Origin of the sequence: Liquorilactobacillus uvarum DSM 19971 (assembly GCF_001434935.1) — a bacterium.
In the GTDB taxonomy this organism is placed as follows: Bacteria; Bacillota; Bacilli; order Lactobacillales; family Lactobacillaceae; genus Liquorilactobacillus; species Liquorilactobacillus uvarum.
Map to the genome: position 1 here is coordinate 135,697 of NZ_AZEG01000001.1, position 18,618 is coordinate 154,314.

Genomic DNA, 18,618 nt, shown 5'->3' on the forward strand with positions numbered 1-18,618 from the left:
GTAAAGATGCTTGTTATTGAATAAATGAACAAACTGCGCCAAGATCATCCAATATTGCAAGTGGTTTTTGCCTAAATTGTTTTGGCGGCTCTATTAAATCAGGAATCATTATTGCTGGAATATTAGCATTGACCGCTGCATTGATCCCATTAATTGAATCTTCCAAAACCAATGTTTTTTTCTTATCTGGCTCATCTGCAACTGACCAGGCTTTGTTAAAAATATCAGGTGCGGGTTTAGCATGTGCAACATCATCTGTAGAGACAATAAAATCAAATTGTGTCTGCAAATGTGCCTTTTTCAAAAAATAATCAATAGCGTCTTTATTATTGCTAGAAGCCAGAGCTTTGTTAATATGACTATCGTGCAAATACGTACTGAGTTCCATAAATCCCTTTTTTAAAGGCAAACCATTTTTTTCAACTAAATCATATAAATTTTCGCGGCTTAATTTGATAAATTCATCAACAAGATCTTTGCTGCCATAATCATGGCTCATTTTTTGAAGCATTTCTTCAGTTCCAGCACCGATGTACTGTCGATAATATTCGAAAGAATAAGGCATTTTAAGAGCCTCTGCTGCAAGTTCATTGGCTTTAAAATATATTTTTTCTGAATCGACAACTAACCCATCCATATCAAAAATAACTAAATCTAAATTCATATTATTAACCCCTCAGCATTAATCAATTTATGTTGTGAAATATCTGCGAACCTCTGAAATAAAATATAGCGATCCTGTAATTAGCAAAATATCCGTTGCTGACATCTGTTGCAAGGTTTTAACAAGTGCTCGTTGCCACTGCTTTTCATAATCGAGCTGCTTGATATTTTCCACTAGTGAAGAAACCTGAGCCACTTTACGAGGAGCATTGAAAGTTGTTACAACAATTTGAATATTCGGAATTTCAGCCAATTTTCTAATCATCGTCTGTGGCTGTTTATCTGCTAAAATGGCAATGATCACAAAAATCTTCTGCCCCTTAAAATGCGTTAACAAGGTCCCTTTAACCTCTTCAATTGCTGCCTCATTATGTGCACCATCAAGAATAATCATCGGTTCCTGGTTAATCAACTCAAATCTTCCAGGCCAGTTTGTGTGTGCCAAAGCGGTAGAGATTTCTGAAATTCGAACCTGACATCCTTGCATTTGAACAATTAAAAGAAACGCCGTAAGCGCTGTTGCTGCATTATCAATCTGGTACCTGCCCAATAAAGATTCATGCAGCTTAGCAAAATGTTTGCCCAAGCCAGCATAAGCAAAATTCTCTCCCCAACGTTTCGACCTGCTGACATTAGTTACTCGGTATTTTTCGTCTGGAGCATAAAGCTCTGACCTTTTTTGGATGGCTACTTCTGTAACAACTTTCTTTGCTTCTGCATTCAACCGACCAATTACCGTTGGACGGTCAGGTTTGATAATACCTGCTTTATGTCTAGCAATTGAAGTCAATGTATTACCCAGCAGGTTGGCATGATCCAAAGCCACTGTTGTTATAACTGAAACCAATGGCATTATAACATTTGTCGAGTCATATGTTCCACCGATACCAACCTCGATAACAGCTATATCAACATTTTGTTCCGCAAAATAGACAAACATTAACGCAGTAACCAGCTCAAACTCCGTTGGACCGCCTTCTTGATTCATCAGTTCTTCATCTAGTCTCTTGACAATCGGAATAATTTCATTTACAAGCCTGACTAGTTCATTGTCTGCTATCATCTGTCCATCTATTGTAATTCTTTCATTGAACTTCACCATAAAAGGTGATGTAAATGTCCCGACATGTAGTCCCTGCGACATAAGTAAATTCCGTAAAAAAACAGTTGTTGATCCCTTTCCGTTTGTTCCTGTCACATGTACCGCTTTAATTTTTTCCTCAGGATGCCCCAAATAGGTAACAAGTTTCCGCATTCTGTCCAGAGAAGGACTCTTTTTAAATTTAGTTCTTCCATGAATAAAATTAAGTGCTTCCGCATAACTTTTAACACTCATTTTAACCGACTCCTCAATTGTATATCATGCTGTAAGGTTGAATTCAAAACAAACGAGGTCAGGACAAATAGTATTTGACCCGGCCCCGTTATAAAAAAACTCATATCTGTGTTTGATCCTAGAAGTGCTTGCGAACAAATTTACCGCAGCCCATACATTAATTTTATTGTAATACCAAAATCGTACCTGTCTAAAGTTCTTTTTCTAGCGCTTTAATTCTTTTGTTAGTTGCCGTCAATTTTTCCTTATACCCATTTAGTTTTTCGCGTTCTTGCTCAACTACTTGTGTTGGAGCATTCGCAACAAAACGCTGATTAGATAATTTGGACTCTCCGCGTTTAACTTCAGCCGTCAATTTTTTGACATCTTTTTGGAGACGTTTGATTTCCTCATTAAGATCTACCAAGTCAGCCAGTGGCAGATAAACTTCAGCTCCGGTAATTACAGATGTCATTGCCAGTGCGGGTGCTTCGATTGCTGCTGAAATTTCAAGCTTTTTAGGATGGCAGAAGCGTTCAATATATTCTTTATTAGCTTCAAAAACAAGCTTTGTCTGTTCATCCTTTGTTTTGATTAAAATATCAACGGCACTTGAAAGTGGAGCATTAACCTCAGCCCGGCTATTTCGAACAGCTTTGATCAGCTCAATCAAATTTTCCATTTCACGTTCAGCTTGTGGATCAGCATACTTAGCATCGGCAACTGGATAGCTTGCTGTTACTAGTGAAGAACCTTCATGTGGCATTGATAACCAAATTTTTTCAGTAACAAACGGCATAATCGGATGCAATAAACGAACTGTCTGATCAAGTACAAAACACAAGATATTTTGCGTGTTTTTCTTGGCTGCTTGATCATCACCATTAAGATCTTCTTTGGCCATTTCAATATACCAATCACAAAAATCGTTCCAAATAAAGTTATACAGCGCTCTTCCTGCTTCACCGAATTCAAAGCCGTCAAACAAACGAGTGACTTCAGTAATCGTGTGATTTAAGCGACTGATGATCCACTTATCGGATAATTTCCAAACTGCTTTTTCAGGCAGCTCCGCACGTGTATCATCATCCAGATTCATAATAACAAAACGACTCGCATTCCAGATTTTATTAATGAAATTCCACGCAGCATCCATTTTTGTGTAACTAAAACGAACATCTTGACCAGGAGCAGATCCATTGGATAAGAACCACCTCAATGCATCAGCACCATATTTGTCAATCACATCCATCGGATCAATCCCATTACCAAGCGACTTACTCATTTTACGTCCCTGCTCGTCACGAATCAGCCCGTGAATCAAGACATGTTCAAATGGACGCCGCTCGGTAAATTCAACACTCTGAAAGATCATCCGAGAAACCCAGAAGAAAATAATATCATATCCTGTAACCAAAGTATCTGTTGGGAAATAACGTTTAAAGTCTGCAGCGTTTTCATCAGGCCAACCCATCGTTGAAAATGGCCACAAGGCACTTGAGAACCATGTATCCAGCACATCGTGATCTTGTTCCCAATTTTCACTATCCTCAGGTGCTTCTTCGCCAACATAGATTTCACCGGTCTCTTTATGATACCAAGCCGGGATCTGATGTCCCCACCATAATTGCCGTGAAATAACCCAATCATGAATATTATTCATCCATTGTTCAAATGTATTTTCAAAACGTTCTGGAACAAACTCAACTGGATCATTAGACTTTTGATTAGCCAAAGCCGCTTTAGCCAAGGGCTCCATCTTGACGAACCATTGAGTTGACAGACGTGCTTCGACCTGAACGCCTGTCCTTTCCGAATGCCCAACACTATGAACGATTGGTTCAATCCGCAACATATAATCTTGTTCTTCAAGATCTTTAACAATTGCCTTGCGTGCTTCAAACCGGTTCATTCCTTCATATTTGCCAGCATTAGCATTCATGCTAGCATCCTCATTCATCGTATTAATACGTTTCAAATCATGTCGATTACCAACGCCAAAGTCATTAGGATCATGTGCCGGTGTGATTTTAACCATCCCTGTTCCAAATTCTGGATCAACATACTCATCAGCTATAATTGGAATATGACGGCCCTGAAGAGGAAGTACAAGTGTTTTACCAACAATATCCTTATAACGTTTGTCACTAGGATGAACAGCTACGGCTACATCTCCCATCATTGTTTCAGGACGTGTTGTCGCAATTTCAATATAGTTTTTCCCGTTAAAAGTCGTATCATCCGCAAATGGATACTTAACATGATAGAAAGCACCTTTGACATCTTTATGTATCACTTCAATATCTGAAAGTGCTGTCCGTGCTTTTGGATCCCAATTAATGATATATTCCCCGCGATAAATCAATCCCTTTTGATAAAGTTTAACAAAAACCTTGCGGACAGCTTTAGACAAACCTTCGTCAAGAGTGAAACGTTCACGGTCATAATCAAGCGACAATCCTAACTTTGCCCACTGTTTATGAATAATATCGGCATACTCATCTTTCCATTTCCACACTGTATCAATAAATTTTTCACGTCCCAGATCATAACGTGAAACACCTTGTTCAGCAAGACGTGCCTCGACTTTAGCCTGTGTTGCAATTCCAGCATGATCCATTCCTGGCAGCCATAAAGTATCAAAGCCTTGCATTCTTTTTTGACGAATAATCATGTCTTGCAACGTCGTATCCCAAGCATGCCCTAAATGCAGTTTTCCTGTAACATTTGGTGGCGGAATAACAATCGAATAGGGCTTGGCTTTCAAATCTCCGCTGGGTTTAAATAATTTTTGATCCAACCATGCCTGATAGCGACCGGGTTCAACTTGTTTTGGATCATACTTAGTCGACATCGAAATTTCTTTTGTCATTAAAAATCATCCTCTCTAAAATTTCTAAACAAAAAACGCCCTAGTAATTAAACTAGGACGACATTGCCGTGGTACCACCTAAATTGGGCTTTTAACCCCACTTAATTCCATGTTAACGAACAGGTTCCGGTTGATTCTACTAGAAAGTTTCAAACCAACAGCTCACAAGCTACCATCTAAAACCAAGCTGGGAGATATCTCAACACACTATCTCTTCTCTGTCAGACTTAATTCGTTTAGACGCTCTTGTTCATTGCTTATAGGGCTTATAATATCGTTGTTTAAACTGCTAGTCAACCCTAAAATTACAACAATTCCGCAAATTTATTTTCTTGCTGATTTAAGAAAGTCTCGCCATTCTTGATCTCTGAAATCTTTATACCAGTCACTGCGCGTTCAATTAAACCATCAATATCTAAACGAGCCTCATAGTCGCGAGCCTTATCGAGACGCGGTTTTGTCTTAGGGGATGGCGGTGCAAAAATTGTACAGCAATCTTCAAAAGGTTTGATCGACAAATCAAAAGTATCGATTTCCTGTGCAATCTTGATAATCTCATTTTTATCCATTGAGACGACAGGACGTAAAATCGGCATCGTTGTAACATCGTTGATTGCCAACATGCTTTCTAATGTCTGCGAAGCAACTTGGCCCAGTGATTCTCCGTTAAAAATTGCAAGACCATCTCTTCTTTTAGCCAAAAGAGCAGCAATGCGCAGCATAAACCTTCGCTGGACCGTCATCAAATAACCAGATGGGACATCGTGTTTAACTGTTTCTTGAATTTCTGTAAATGGAACTTCAATGAATTTGATATGTCCTACATAAGGAGTCAATTTTGCAGTTAACTCCTTAGCCTTATTCAAAGCCTGCTCACTCGTATATGGTGGACTAAAGAAATGCACCATCTCAATTTCAACTCCGCGTTTCATTGCAAGATACGCTGCAACTGGAGAATCTATCCCACCAGAAAGCATCATCATAGCCTTCCCAGCAGTCCCTACCGGCAGCCCTCCAGCACCATTAATCGTTTGACTAGATAAAAAAATACCATTTTTGCGCACTTCAACTCGTAACTTTAAATCTGGAGCTTTCATTTTGACACTAATTCCAGGGAGATTTTTTAAAATATATCCCCCTAAAATATCATTCATTTCATTAGTATCAAATTCGAAATCATGATCTGATCGACGTGTATTTATTTTGAACGTCATCCCATCAGAAAATTGGTCCTTAATCATTTCTAATGCGCGCTCTTTAACTGCTTCAATATCACGTTCAACCCTTATAGATGGGGAAAAATTTTGAATCCCAAAGACTTTTTTCAAACTAGTCATAACGGCCTCACTATTTTCACCATGTAGCTGTAGATGCATCCGATCTCGATGTGCCTTGACAACTAGATTAGGAAATTGATGCAAACTTTTACGCACATTATGTGCCAAGCGGTCAATGAAACTCCGTCGATTTTTACCTTTTGTTGAAAGTTCGCCATAACGAACCATTATTTCAGAATATTGCACGTTCTTTTTCCTTTCTATACAAAATCATGAATTAATTTTTTCAAAACGACTGTATAATTTATCAAATACTTTTGTGAACTCTTCTGCTTCAACAAGTGTATTGTTTTCATCAAGACTGACACGAACAGCAGATGTCGCAATTTTTGCGGGAATCGCCATCGAATTCAGTGTTCCAGAAATCTCATGTTTTTTTGATGAACAAGCACTTGTCGTTGAAATATAAATATCATGGTCTTCAAAAGCATGTACAATCGTTTCGCCTCTAACGCCGTTGATTGTAAAACAGAGAATATGTGGTGCAAACTTGTTATTCATCTCCGAAAAGACCGTTACTTTAGGAAATTGAGTGATATGATCATAGATAAATTGCTTAATCTTGAGCTGATTTTGAACTTTTGTACTCTCAGACTCTAACAGCAAGCGTAATGCTTTTGACATCGCCGCAATTGCTGGCAAATTTTCAGTACCACTTCTCAGATTTTTTTCTTGCCCACCACCGCTCATCAGAGGTGCAATCTTGCGTCCATGTCTTTTAAACATAAAACCAATTCCACGAGGTGCATGAAATTTATGCCCAGAGAAAGTTACAAAATCAACTCGATCATTCATAATCAATGATTGAATTCCCTTACCAATTCCTTGAACTGCATCCACATGAAAATGAATTTTAGGGTAATCTCGCAAAACATCTGCAATTTTATCAAGCGGCTGAATTGCTCCAATCTCATTATTAACTGCCATAATTGAAACTAAAATCGTATCTGGCCGGATAGCCTTTTTTAAATCATCAGCCGAGACATGACCATGTTTATCTACCGGTAAGTAAGTAACCTCAAAGCCAAGCTTTTCCAATTGTGCCATTGCATTCAACACAGCAGGATGCTCGATACTGGATGTGATCAGATGCTTTCCATATTCCATTTTTTCAATCGCAGTCCCTTTGAGAACCCAGTTATCTCCTTCTGTTCCCCCACTTGTAAAAAAAATCTCCCCGGATTTAACACCAAGCAGATCTGCAATTTGTTTCCGCGCTTGCTCTAGCAGACTATATGCACTTTCACCTAGGGCATGCAGTGAAGAAGGATTACCCCAAATTTTTTGACTTACTTTCGTATATGTTTCTAATACTGCTGGAGCGACCTTTGTAGTTGCACTGTTATCTAAATATATCATTGTTAATTCTTCTGCTCCTTAGGAAAGGTATTCTGATACTTAACTCTTATTAAAAACTTCCAAATGTAAACTTCATTCTACAACACTAAAAATAAAAAACAAATCTCTAGTCTGCCAATAAAATATTCTACCAAAATTCATAGTCTAGTTACAATAGCTTTAATTATTAATTCAGTACAAAAAACAGAAATTAAAAATTCAGCTGTTTTTAATTGTAACTATAGACAAAAGAGAATGCGGCTGAGATGTTACTGCCCACATCTTAGCCTGCATTCTTGTTCAAATCCTACTTATCTTGCCAAAGCGAAAACAGCCCACACACGATTTGACTATTCAACTCAGTTGCCTAAAAAATACGTTTTAAAAACCTAAATGAATTTAGTCCTTAGCTGGATTAGTAGCATAATATTCATCTTCTATTCTTTTATATGCACCCGGTTCAACTTTATTAACTGCTGTTGCAATTTTTTCCAAACTAGCAGCGTAGTCAAATTTGTGATTGAATAGTTCATATGCTTCAGCACTGGCATGTGCGACTTCTGGATAACGAACACGATATCGATTAGCATATTGCAGTAAGAGCTCCGCTAGTGAAGAACTAGCGATAATGTCGTTTGTTTTTTCACCTAAAACATCCACATCTGCCTGAATATTTATCATAGTCTTAGTTATCTCATCCATATTAATTTGAATCTTATTAATATCCTGGTCAAGCTGCTCAATCTCATCACTGACTCTATAAAAATAATCTAGGTATTCTTTAGTCAAGCCAGGCAAATTTAGTTTTTCAATTTCCCGTTTGAGACGATGAATCTCAAAATCAAATTCTAAAAGAGCTTCCTTTGCTTCTTGCTCTTCACGCCATAATCCCTGTACACTTTTACTTATAGCTGCTTGTTTTTCTTCAATATCCTTCAAATCAACTACTTGCTTTTTCTGTTGCTCTAAAGTCTCTGAATAAACAACCTCGCCCTTTTCTGCTTTTTCCTGATATTGTTTAAAATGATTGGCAATAGCCTTAAGTTGTCCATCCAACTTATGTCCATTCTCCAATTCATTATGGTTGAAAGTATAATTTTGATTGAGCCTGTCTAACTCAATCAACAAATCACGCTGCTGCTTTTCAGCATGTTCAATAAATTTTTTCAAACTTGGTACATTTTTTTCAACTGCTGCCCGAGCTTTTAATTCCTGCTCAAGTTCGTCATAAAGAGCATTTATTCCAGAATCAAGCTGTTTATCACATTTAACTGCCTCTGCCACTTGAAGTTTCTTCAAATTAACAACATTTTCGCCTAATAAGTTACGCAACTCAGAGACACTTCTTTTAATATCTGTTTTAAATGCATATTTTTGCGCAACCAATTGTTCATGACCTTCGCTAATCTCAGCAAGTTGGTCAGGAAAAATATTTTTCAGGTTTCTATATAAGGGCGGAATCTGTTCCAATTCTTGTTCCAAAGCAGCTGTCTTTTTTTCAAGGCCAACCAATAATTCACTAGCTTTGACATAGTCACCTTGCTTAGCAATTTCAGCATAATGGTCAAAATCAGTCTCAATCTGGGCCAAATTTTCTTCCAACAAATCAACACTTGGACCATACGAAAAATTTTTTGCCAATAAAGTTTTGCGAAGTTCTCGATATTTTTCTTCTAATTCTTTTAATTTTTTCTGATGTTCTTCGTTGTCCTTTTTTACATCACTAATTTCAAGTTTAGTTTTTTCCGCTAATTTTTTTGCATCCTCCATTTTTAACCTAATATTTTTGAGCTCACTGCCCACTTGAAAAAATTTATAGCGCATGTTAGCTCCCGCGATTTCATCCAAATGCTCAGAAAATTCTGGCAACTGATGGTTAACCATATAAAGATAACCTTGTTTTGTCTCTTCGAATAACGACAAGCTTTTCCCTGCCAATTTTATCTGCTCAGCACTCGCAATACTTGTATGTAACGGTGAGTTTACAAGCTCGCTTATCTGTTTTTGAATACGTGCTATTTCTCCGCTATTCTTACGCTGTATGTAAAAAAAAGAAAAATATGCTATTATTGCAACTATAACGATTATGCTCAAAACTAGTGTCATATGATCCCACACTCCTAATTATCACCATTGATTCTCTTTTTAGTTGTTAATGTTCCAATTTGTACCCGACCCCTATACTATAGTAACTCAATTTTGATTATAGCATAGTCATCCCATTGATACACATGATAATACAACAATAATCACATTTCTCGGAGGTTTTTAGCAGTGAAAAATTCATTATTAAGCCAACAACTAGATGCTTTATTAGAAAATGAAAAAAATCTGGTTGCCAATCTATCAAACACTTCCGCGCTTCTGGCTGAATCTTTAGGCGATATTAACTGGGTTGGTTTCTATTTATACGATGAAGATCAAAATGAGCTGGTCCTTGGACCTTTCCAGGGAAAAGTTGCTTGTATGCACGTTGCTATCGGTAAAGGTGTTTGCGGAACAGCCTTTTCTTTGCAAAAAACACAGCGCATCAAAAATGTTCACGAATTTCCTGGACATATTGCCTGTGATTCAGCGAGTATGTCTGAACTTGTAATTCCTATATCAAGCAATACAAAAAAATGGGGGGTTCTCGATATTGACTCACCTATTGCTAGTCGTTTTACAGAAGAGGATGAAAAGCTCATTGAAGAATTTGTAGAAACTTTAATTAAGCACTTATCATAGCGTGTCAGTAAGCTTGACTAATCAAGAAAAATCAGCTATACTCGCCATTGTGTAAAATAATGCAGCGGTATGCGGTAAGCTCGTCAACAGTTCGTTGCCTATATTGGTCAATCAGTACCTCTTCGGCTGCAAGAGTGAACATTGCAGAACGAAATGCACGAATACAAAGTATACATCGGATTATTTTACTCCAAAATAAATTATTGGAGGATTTCTTATGTCTCGTTATACAGGTTCAAGTTGGAAAGTTTCTCGTCGCTTGGGTATCTCACTCAGCGGTACAGGTAAAGAATTAGCTCGTCGCCCATATGCACCAGGTGAACATGGGCAAAATAATCGTCGTAAATTATCTGAATATGGTTTGCAATTACGTGAAAAGCAAAAGTTACGTATGATTTATGGCCTTTCAGAACGTCAGTTCTCTAACTTATTCCAAAAAGCTGGTAAAATCCGCGAAGGTCGTCACGGCGATAACTTCATGATTTTACTCGAACGTCGTTTAGACAATGTTGTTTATCGCTTAGGTTTGGCAACAACACGTCGCCAAGCTCGTCAGTTGGTAAACCATGGTCACATTACTGTTGATGGAAAACGTGTTGATATTCCTTCATATGAAGTTAAAGTTGGACAAGTTATTTCATTACGTGAAAAATCAAAAAATCTTCAGATTGTCAAAGATGCTATGGAAGCAATCGTTGGCCGCCCACAATTTGTTTCATTTGATGAAGACAAATTAGAAGGTTCATTAGTTCGTTTACCAGAACGTGAAGAACTTGAAGGCGAAGTTGATGAAGCTCTTATCGTTGAATACTATAACAAACTTTAATTAGACAATTTGTTGTCAGAGGTCAGACCTTTCGGGTCTGGCTTTTTTTATCCAATTAATTATTTTGGCGGCTTTGCTATTAGACCTGTTGAATAGTTACCTGTACATGGGTATGTAAAACTCGACTGCAACTTAATTTTCAGCAAAAAAAGTTGGAATGCCGAATAAAAAATTCAGCTTACCAACTTTTTTGCGTGAACGATGTCAAAACACCAATTTTGCAACAAATTCCTTTAAGTTTAAAGCACATTTTTTTGATGCTAATGTAATTTCAAGATCAAACTTTTCGCTTAGCCTCGTATCGTTTGTAGTTAAAACTAATAATATTAGCAATTTATATAGTAGTGTAAATTTTAGAGCTCAAAACTTCCTTCAATATAGTTTCATTTAGTGTGTTCATTTGACCCAATGGCATTCTTTACAATACAATCTGCAGGGTGCTGTGTTTTGCCTAAAAGAGTTAATTCATGTTCGCTAAAACAAGGGGTCGCATGTGCATTCAAAAAAACAAACTGGTTCTCTTCCCCATTTGGTGTTTGGTAAATATTTGAAATAATGACATCTAGACCTCCATCATTCATTTTTAAGATCTTGGCGAGCTGCTCAATCTTTCCAAGACAGGAATGATTCGTCTCTGTCAAAACTTCAAAGTAATCAGCTCCAGTCCCTGCGCTTGCATCATACCGAAGATACAATTGCACTCCCCTTGGTAAAATATCTTTGCTTGTCCGCCCTTGCTCTGCTAACGTTGCTGCCTGAAACTTTCCAAATTCAAAATTACTTTGCAGACTTTCGCGCTTAGCCCTTTTATTTTGAATCAACTGTTCAATGCTTGAACGCCCATCTCCAACAACATTTTGTGGAATACGTTCTACCAAACTGATAACTTTTCCTCCCACAATTAAAGCTGTGTAGTTCGAACCCACTACCACTTGCTCTACTATGCAAGGATATTCTGGAGTTAAATATTTCTTAACAGTCTGCAGAAAAGCACCACGCGTTGGGGGAACTCTGAACACACATACTCCCGGTAAATGACTGCTTTTTATTGCTATAAGCAGCCCCTGGACCTCTTGATACACGTTTTTGGCCTCAGCTATGCTTGATATTATCCATCCTGTAGGAATATCGTATCCAGCTGCAGCAACAATTTCTTTGCTTAATTCACGATTAGCCCACAATTTTTGCATAATACCACTGTTTTTTTCGGTTTGAATTCCCGCTTCCAGCATTGTATCCCCAACTTTAATCAATTTATCAGGCAAGGACACAATTGAAAATGACTCACCTAGTTTAAAAGCCGAACACAAAACCAACCGACTATTGGAATCTAATTTGCCCACGATTCCAGCAAGAGCATTAATATTTTTTTTCTTGATATCAAGTGCCAGCCGAAGTGCACTCGCATCAATTTTTTCACTTCCCTGTCCTCTAAGCAATTTAGTACTGGGAGTTTCGGTTGGTGAACTGCACAATACAGCTATTTTGTTTAAAGAATTTTCTAGCTCACTAAGGCCCGCCTCACTAACAAATCGACTTAATTTATTGATGAACTGGCGTGCTTGCACCTGACATTTACTGATTGCAAATGGATTTTCACATGCAATTTGTTGGTCCAGTTGTCGTTTCCCTTTTAAAATCTTTTGAAGATCTTCATTTCTAATTCCTGGTGTTGCAATAAAAAATGCAGCCATTGCCTCAAGCAGGTCCATAATTTCATTGCTGATTCCTAAAGTGCTGAAAGGGTCTAAATCAAGGTGTGTAATTTCTAAGTAATGAATTCCCTTTTCAAGCATCTCGTTTTCTGCATCTAGCGAAGACCCTACCTTTACCCCATCAACTAATTCTGCTTGCTTGCAGTAGTCGCTTTTTAGATAATCTTTCAAAGAATGGTACAGGACTGAATCTGCTAAACTTGTAATTGTTGGTGCATAACACTCACTTTGTGAACGAACTGGCTTTGTCGCTGTTCCTTCAAAGGGTGTCGCCCCTGTTAAATAAGTCAATAACCAGCGATGACTAGCAAATTGCTGCAACATTTTCATATAAACCTGATTGCGGAAAAAAATATAATCAATTTTCAGCTGTTTAAATTTATTTTTATAAAGTCCTATCAATAAATCTTCAGGTAATTGGATCCGTATCTTTAAACCACCAGAACAGTTTGGTTCCGCCCACTTTTTCACAATACTTAACGGCCACAATACATCGCGAAAACCTATGTTTTTTTGAAGCAAGTATTGATTCAACATCATTTCTTCCCGAAGAGTCTTTTTACTGGACCATTTACTAGAGCTCAAACAAACGGTATCATTTGCCTCACTGAATTCAAAATAATCACTTTTTTCGATATTTCCAAGTTTTTCCTTGTCAATGTTTCCTTCTGAAAATGAGGACGAAACTTTCCAGCTTCTGTCAACTTGCCATCCTATAGCCTTAAAGGCTGCAGTATAATTATTTTTAACTATTTGTCTGCCAATTTCATCTAATTCTACCATATGATATCATTCACCTTTTCATTATTAATACTCGACAGCAATTATAACAAATATTAAAAAAACATTCAGTTGAATTTGACAGTTACGTTCTAAAATTTTCTTTAGATAATGTTATAATGAATGCAACAAAGGAGAGTAAGCCATGATACAACCGTTAGCCTTTCGTATGCGACCGCAACACATAGATGATGTCGTCGGACAGCAACACCTCGTTGGTCCTGGAAAAATCATTCGCAGAATGGTAGATGCACGTTTGCTTTCATCAATGATTCTTTATGGCCCACCTGGAACTGGAAAAACCAGTATTGCAAGTGCCATTGCCGGTTCTACCAAATATGCATTTCGAACATTAAATGCCGCCACAGATTCTAAGCGGGAATTAGAAATTGTTGCTGAGGAAGCTAAAATGAGCGGAACTGTTATTTTATTGTTAGATGAAATTCATCGCCTAACTAAGCCCAAACAAGACTTTCTCTTGCCTCATTTAGAAAGCGGACGTATTATTTTGATCGGTGCGACAACCGAAAATCCATATATTGCAATCAATCCCGCTATTAGAAGCAGAACTCAGATATTTGAAGTAAAGCCATTGAGCGAAGCTGACATTGCTCATGCTGTTCAGCGTGCGCTAACTGACAAATTAAACGGACTTGGAAAAATGCAAATCAAGTTAACCGATGATGCCTTAAGCCATCTTTGTCATGCAACAAGTGGTGATTTGCGTAGTGCACTAAATGGGCTTGAACTTGCTGCAAAATCGACCGTTCCTAACAAAAAGGGAACGATTATAATTGATTTACAAGTCATCGAAGAATGTATTCAGCGAAAGGCTCTGGTTCAAGATAAAGATGGTGATGCGCATTACGACGTCATCTCTGCTTTTCAAAAATCAATTCGTGGATCTGATGCAGATGCCGCTTTGCACTATATGGGCCGTCTTATCGAAGCTGGCGACCTAATAAGCATCAATCGCCGACTGCTGACCATAGCATATGAGGATATTGGATTAGCTAACCCTCGTGTAGCAGCACAAACTGTACAAGCAGTCACCGCTGCTGAAAAAATTGGCTTGCCGGAAGCAAGAATTCCATTAGCGGTTGCTGTGATCGATCTTTGCCTGTCCTCAAAATCTAACTCTGCCATAATGGCTATTGATTCCGTTCTTGCAGATATCCGCAAGGGCAACTGTGGTGAAGTCCCTCCTTACCTCAAAGATGCACATTATGCTGGAGCTGATAAACTTGGAAGAGGCGTCGATTACAAATACCCACACGACTATCCGCATGATTGGACACAACAACAGTATTTACCGGACAAACTTGCTAAGATACAATATTATCATCCAAAAACAAACGGACGCTACGAACAGGCTTTGAAAAATCAGTATGAACGTCTCAAACAAGCACAACAAAAAGATAAAACTGTAAAAAATCGAAATTCTAAGAATTGATAATCAATTTACCCTATGCTAGAATGAAATTGGATCTGAGATGTACGCGTTATCTCATAATGTAAGGTTGACCGAACACCTATAATTACGGCTTTTGGGATAATCAGCAGCTAACATGCCAAGACTTTGTTTGGAAGTTAAAAACTGGTTGATCGAAAACCACCTGCTTGAGAGCGGGTTCAACTACAGAGATGATTAACGGCATCAGGCGGATTTTCAAAGTATTTTTGCTTTGTTTGAGGGAGCCGTGACAAAACATTTGTTTTGTCACGGCTCTTTCGGCTTAACTGACAATTTTGATGTTAGTATAAAAGTAATTTTGTTCAACCAAACTAGCTGCTAAGAGAGTACAAAATGCTTCGAGTTTGATTATTGAAGTTTTCGATTTCACTGCACCCCATCCACTGCTAAAAATATCTAACCTAAACAATATTCAAAGGAGTTTACATATGACCATTATTAAAATTTTAACATTGCTTCTTGCAGGTATAATTTTTTTCCTAGGTTACTATCTGTGGTCACATCGTCAGAAAACCTTTTTGATGTTTCACCCTGAAAATAATCATGCTTTGTCCATTATTGTAAAAACATATAGTCTAATATTGATTATTTCATCACTTATTACTTTTATCACCGGATTCTTTTTTGCCCCTTGGGTGCTCGCACTTGTTTTAATATGCAACGTTACAATCATTGCCACACTTCCAATCATGATGCTGATTTTTCTTCAATAATTATCATTATGTAATTGTTTTCACTTTTTTTTTAGTTGGAAATAACGTAAGATGGAGGTGTGGCAAATAGAAAGGGTGATTTCAATGTTACAACAATACAAAAACATTCTTGTACCTGTCGATGGATCTAAGGAAGCTGAACTTGCTTTTAAAAAAGCGGTGCAGGTCGCAAAGCGAAATGGTCCTGAAACGAAGTTACATTTGATTCACGTAGTAGATACACGTGCCTTTCAGAACATTTCAAGTTTTGACACCGCAATGGTTGAACAAATTACTGACACTGCGCGCAAAACAATTGAAGGTTACGTTGCAGAAGCCAAAAAAGCAGGGTTGGAGAATACTGATTACTCAATCGAATACGGGGCACCAAAAGTAATTATTGCAAAAGAAGTTCCCGAGGAGGAACACGTTGATCTGATTATGATTGGTGCAACTGGTTTAAACGCTGTTGAACGGTTGCTAATTGGTTCTGTAACCGAATATGTAACCCGGACGGCTGCGTGCGATGTTTTGGTTGTTAGAACTGACTTGGAAAATAACCCTGTACTCGGAAAAGAAAAAGATCGTAAAAAGAAATAATAAATAACAAAAAAGCATTCAGCATTGATGTAATCTTAGTCTCTGATGAATGCTTTTTATTGTGGAAGAATCCCACAACTGATTTGATTTTAGAGCACGTTAGGCAGACAATCCAGGCTCAAACTAGAAAGTTATGTAATTATTAGTTTTGAGCATTAACTGTGAACTACACACATTCGTGAATTAAATGCAAACAATTTACGGTTAAACATAAAAAATTGACTTCTCAGAAGATGCACTAATTAATTGTAATACAAAGGTAGATCAAAAATGAGAAACCCCACTTTTATTGCCCATTAATAATTCTTGAACGAACAATAAGAAAGATGATCATTAATAATCCCAATTGCCTGTAAAAAAGAATAAACAATCGTCGGACCAACAAACTTAAAACCTTTCTTTTGTAATTCAGAAGCTACTTTTTCGGAAAATAAAGTTTTCGAAGGAACCTGTTCAGCATATTCCCAATTATTGATAATCGACTTATTATCCGCAAGCCGCCAAATGAATTCAGACAAACTCGTTCCTTCCCTTCTTAGTTGAAGTGCAACCTGAGCATTGTTTACGATAGCTGTTATTTTACGCTTATTTCGAATAATTGCTGCATTGCAACTGAGCTCCTCCATTTTTGCTGTATCATATGCAGCCACTTTATTAATTTCAAAATTATCAAAAGCATTCCTAAAGGCTTGACGTTTCTTTAGAACCAAATCCCAATTCAAACCTGCTTGCATAATCTCAAGGCTCAGTATTTCAAAAATATCACGTGCATTTGTAGTCTTCTTTCCCCACTCATTATCGTGATAGTCGCACAAAAATTTACTTCCAGTTAGTGCCCAATTACATCTTTGTACCATTCTCAGTCTCTCCCAGCTATTTAGTTATTTGGATGCTCTCTTTTATTAATATGCCAATCATTCCAAATTTCAAAATTTGCAATCGGGAAGAAAAAATCACGAGTTAATGCTAAAGGGTGGGTCAAAATATAACTTTTGACCCACCCCTCTTTTGAAAATCTTACCTTAGCTTAAAGTTTTTCTTCACCAAGCTCGACAAAATCATAATGCAACTTAGCATTATCATCAAATTCTTCAATTGCTAATTGAATCAATTGATCAATTAAGCTGCTGTAACTAATACCAGAAACTTGCCATAACTGCGGATACAATGAGATATTGGTAAAGCCAGGCAAGGTATTAGCTTCTCCGAAATAAGGAACATTGTTCTTATCAACAAGAAAATCCATTCGGGCCAAACCACGATTACCTAAAACACGGAATGCATCTAAGGACATTTGAGTGATCTCATCTGCCAATTTTGAAGGCAAATCAACTGGCAGATCAAAGACAACACCCGAAGCATCAACAAATTTATTGTTATAATCATAAAAAGTATCTGTCTCAGGGATTCTAATAGCACCTAATTTTGAAGCCTTTATATCACGATTCCCCAAAACTGAACATTCAACTTCACGAGGACCTTCAATTGATTCTTCAACTAAAAGTTTAAAATCATAATAGAATCCTTCTTTGACTGCACGATCAAATTCAGCCTTATTTTCAACTTTGAAAATACCAACAGATGAGCCCTGACGAGCAGGTTTAACAAAAAGAGTGTTTCCTAATTCCGCACTACATTTTTCATATGAGTATTTGCTTTGGTTTTCTTTCGTAACTACAAGATACTTAGTATTCCGAACGCCATTATGTGTCAAGAGTTGTTTTGTCCAGTCCTTGTCAAACGAAACAGCAGATGATCCTACTCCACTACCAACCCAAGGTTTGTTTAATAATCTAAACAAACCTTGAATAGTTCCGTCTTCCCCCATATTACCATGGATAACAGGATAAAAAACATCTATGTCTTTTACTTCAGAGATATTCTGAATGTTGGCTAACGGATCGGAAAAATCAACTTTAGGTAAAATTTCCGCAACAACTTTATCCTCTTCTTCGCCGTTAAAAATGCGCATCGAATCCTTGTTTCCTAACAGATATCCATCCTTAGTAAACATAAAAACTGAAACATCATACTTGTCCTTGTCCATAGCATCATAGATATTATGTGCTGAACGCTTTGAAACATCATGCTCCGATGAATTTCCTCCGAAAAACAGTGCAACGTGCAATTTCTTTTTATCCATAAATATATCTCATTCCTATCCCCTAATCTTATTATACGGTTTTACCTATTATACGATAATTTTCAACTTAATGTACAGAGAACGTATCGAGGATATCTTCAATACACCCCCTAGAATAATAACACGTAGAATAAGT

At 37.4% G+C, this 18,618-nt stretch carries 14 protein-coding genes, 1 other RNA gene and 1 other annotated feature; of the genes, 6 read left to right on the plus strand and 9 right to left on the minus strand.

Annotated features, from left to right (window positions below):
• Positions 1–13: 13 nt before the first annotated feature.
• The 6 genes from FD20_RS00625 to ezrA form a co-directional block, all read right to left on the minus strand.
• The gene (locus tag FD20_RS00625; protein ID WP_057735572.1) at positions 14–664 is read right to left on the minus strand and encodes an HAD family hydrolase; all 651 of its coding nucleotides are present in this window, start codon (positions 662–664) and stop codon (positions 14–16) included.
• Positions 665–691: 27 nt separating this feature from the next.
• Positions 692–1,999: a bifunctional folylpolyglutamate synthase/dihydrofolate synthase gene (locus FD20_RS00630; RefSeq protein WP_057735573.1), complete on the minus strand. Its 1,308-nt coding sequence runs from the start codon at positions 1,997–1,999 to the stop codon at positions 692–694.
• 190 nt (positions 2,000–2,189) lie between these two features.
• On the minus strand, positions 2,190–4,850 hold the full coding sequence (locus FD20_RS00635) for a valine--tRNA ligase (protein ID WP_057735574.1): 2,661 nt from the start codon (positions 4,848–4,850) through the stop codon (positions 2,190–2,192).
• 50 nt (positions 4,851–4,900) lie between these two features.
• Positions 4,901–5,113: a binding site (T-box leader), on the minus strand.
• A gap of 42 nt (positions 5,114–5,155) precedes the next feature.
• Positions 5,156–6,373: a tRNA uracil 4-sulfurtransferase ThiI gene (gene thiI, locus FD20_RS00640; RefSeq protein WP_057735575.1), complete on the minus strand. Its 1,218-nt coding sequence runs from the start codon at positions 6,371–6,373 to the stop codon at positions 5,156–5,158.
• Between the two features lie 24 nt (positions 6,374–6,397).
• Positions 6,398–7,546: a cysteine desulfurase family protein gene (locus tag FD20_RS00645; RefSeq protein WP_057735576.1), complete on the minus strand. Its 1,149-nt coding sequence runs from the start codon at positions 7,544–7,546 to the stop codon at positions 6,398–6,400.
• Positions 7,547–7,924: 378 nt separating this feature from the next.
• A complete protein-coding gene (gene ezrA, locus FD20_RS00650; protein ID WP_057735577.1) occupies positions 7,925–9,631 on the minus strand; it encodes a septation ring formation regulator EzrA in 1,707 nt (568 codons plus the stop codon).
• Positions 9,632–9,799: 168 nt separating this feature from the next.
• Between ezrA and FD20_RS00655 the strand changes: the two genes are divergently transcribed.
• Together FD20_RS00655 and rpsD are read left to right on the plus strand one after the other, a co-directional pair.
• Positions 9,800–10,252, plus strand: a complete 453-nt coding sequence (locus tag FD20_RS00655; RefSeq protein WP_057735578.1) for a GAF domain-containing protein — start codon at positions 9,800–9,802, stop codon at positions 10,250–10,252.
• Positions 10,253–10,469: 217 nt separating this feature from the next.
• Positions 10,470–11,078: a 30S ribosomal protein S4 gene (gene rpsD, locus FD20_RS00660; protein WP_057735579.1), complete on the plus strand. Its 609-nt coding sequence runs from the start codon at positions 10,470–10,472 to the stop codon at positions 11,076–11,078.
• Between the two features lie 383 nt (positions 11,079–11,461).
• Here the strand turns inward: rpsD and FD20_RS00665 are convergent, their stop codons facing one another.
• Positions 11,462–13,576: a hypothetical protein gene (locus FD20_RS00665; protein ID WP_057735580.1), complete on the minus strand. Its 2,115-nt coding sequence runs from the start codon at positions 13,574–13,576 to the stop codon at positions 11,462–11,464.
• Between the two features lie 142 nt (positions 13,577–13,718).
• On the opposite strand from FD20_RS00665, the gene FD20_RS00670 reads away from it, so the two are divergent.
• The 4 genes from FD20_RS00670 (at position 13,719) to FD20_RS00680 (ending at position 16,339) form a co-directional block, all read left to right on the plus strand.
• Complete coding sequence (locus FD20_RS00670) at positions 13,719–15,026, plus strand: replication-associated recombination protein A (RefSeq protein WP_057735581.1); 1,308 nt, start codon at positions 13,719–13,721, stop codon at positions 15,024–15,026.
• 29 nt (positions 15,027–15,055) lie between these two features.
• Positions 15,056–15,245, plus strand: a non-coding RNA gene (ssrS, locus tag FD20_RS12920) — 6S RNA.
• Positions 15,246–15,475: 230 nt separating this feature from the next.
• Positions 15,476–15,760 (plus strand): hypothetical protein, encoded by a 285-nt coding sequence (locus tag FD20_RS00675; RefSeq protein ID WP_057735582.1) that lies wholly within the window; start codon positions 15,476–15,478, stop codon positions 15,758–15,760.
• Positions 15,761–15,844: 84 nt separating this feature from the next.
• Positions 15,845–16,339 carry a universal stress protein gene (locus FD20_RS00680; RefSeq protein WP_057735583.1) on the plus strand — a complete coding sequence of 165 codons (495 nt, stop codon included), beginning with the start codon at positions 15,845–15,847 and terminating at the stop codon, positions 16,337–16,339.
• A gap of 296 nt (positions 16,340–16,635) precedes the next feature.
• Here the strand turns inward: FD20_RS00680 and FD20_RS00685 are convergent, their stop codons facing one another.
• Positions 16,636–17,196 (minus strand): DNA-3-methyladenine glycosylase I, encoded by a 561-nt coding sequence (locus tag FD20_RS00685; RefSeq protein WP_057735584.1) that lies wholly within the window; start codon positions 17,194–17,196, stop codon positions 16,636–16,638.
• 170 nt (positions 17,197–17,366) lie between these two features.
• On the minus strand, positions 17,367–18,482 hold the full coding sequence (locus tag FD20_RS00690; RefSeq protein WP_057735585.1) for a D-alanine--D-alanine ligase family protein: 1,116 nt from the start codon (positions 18,480–18,482) through the stop codon (positions 17,367–17,369).
• Positions 18,483–18,618: the final 136 nt, after the last annotated feature.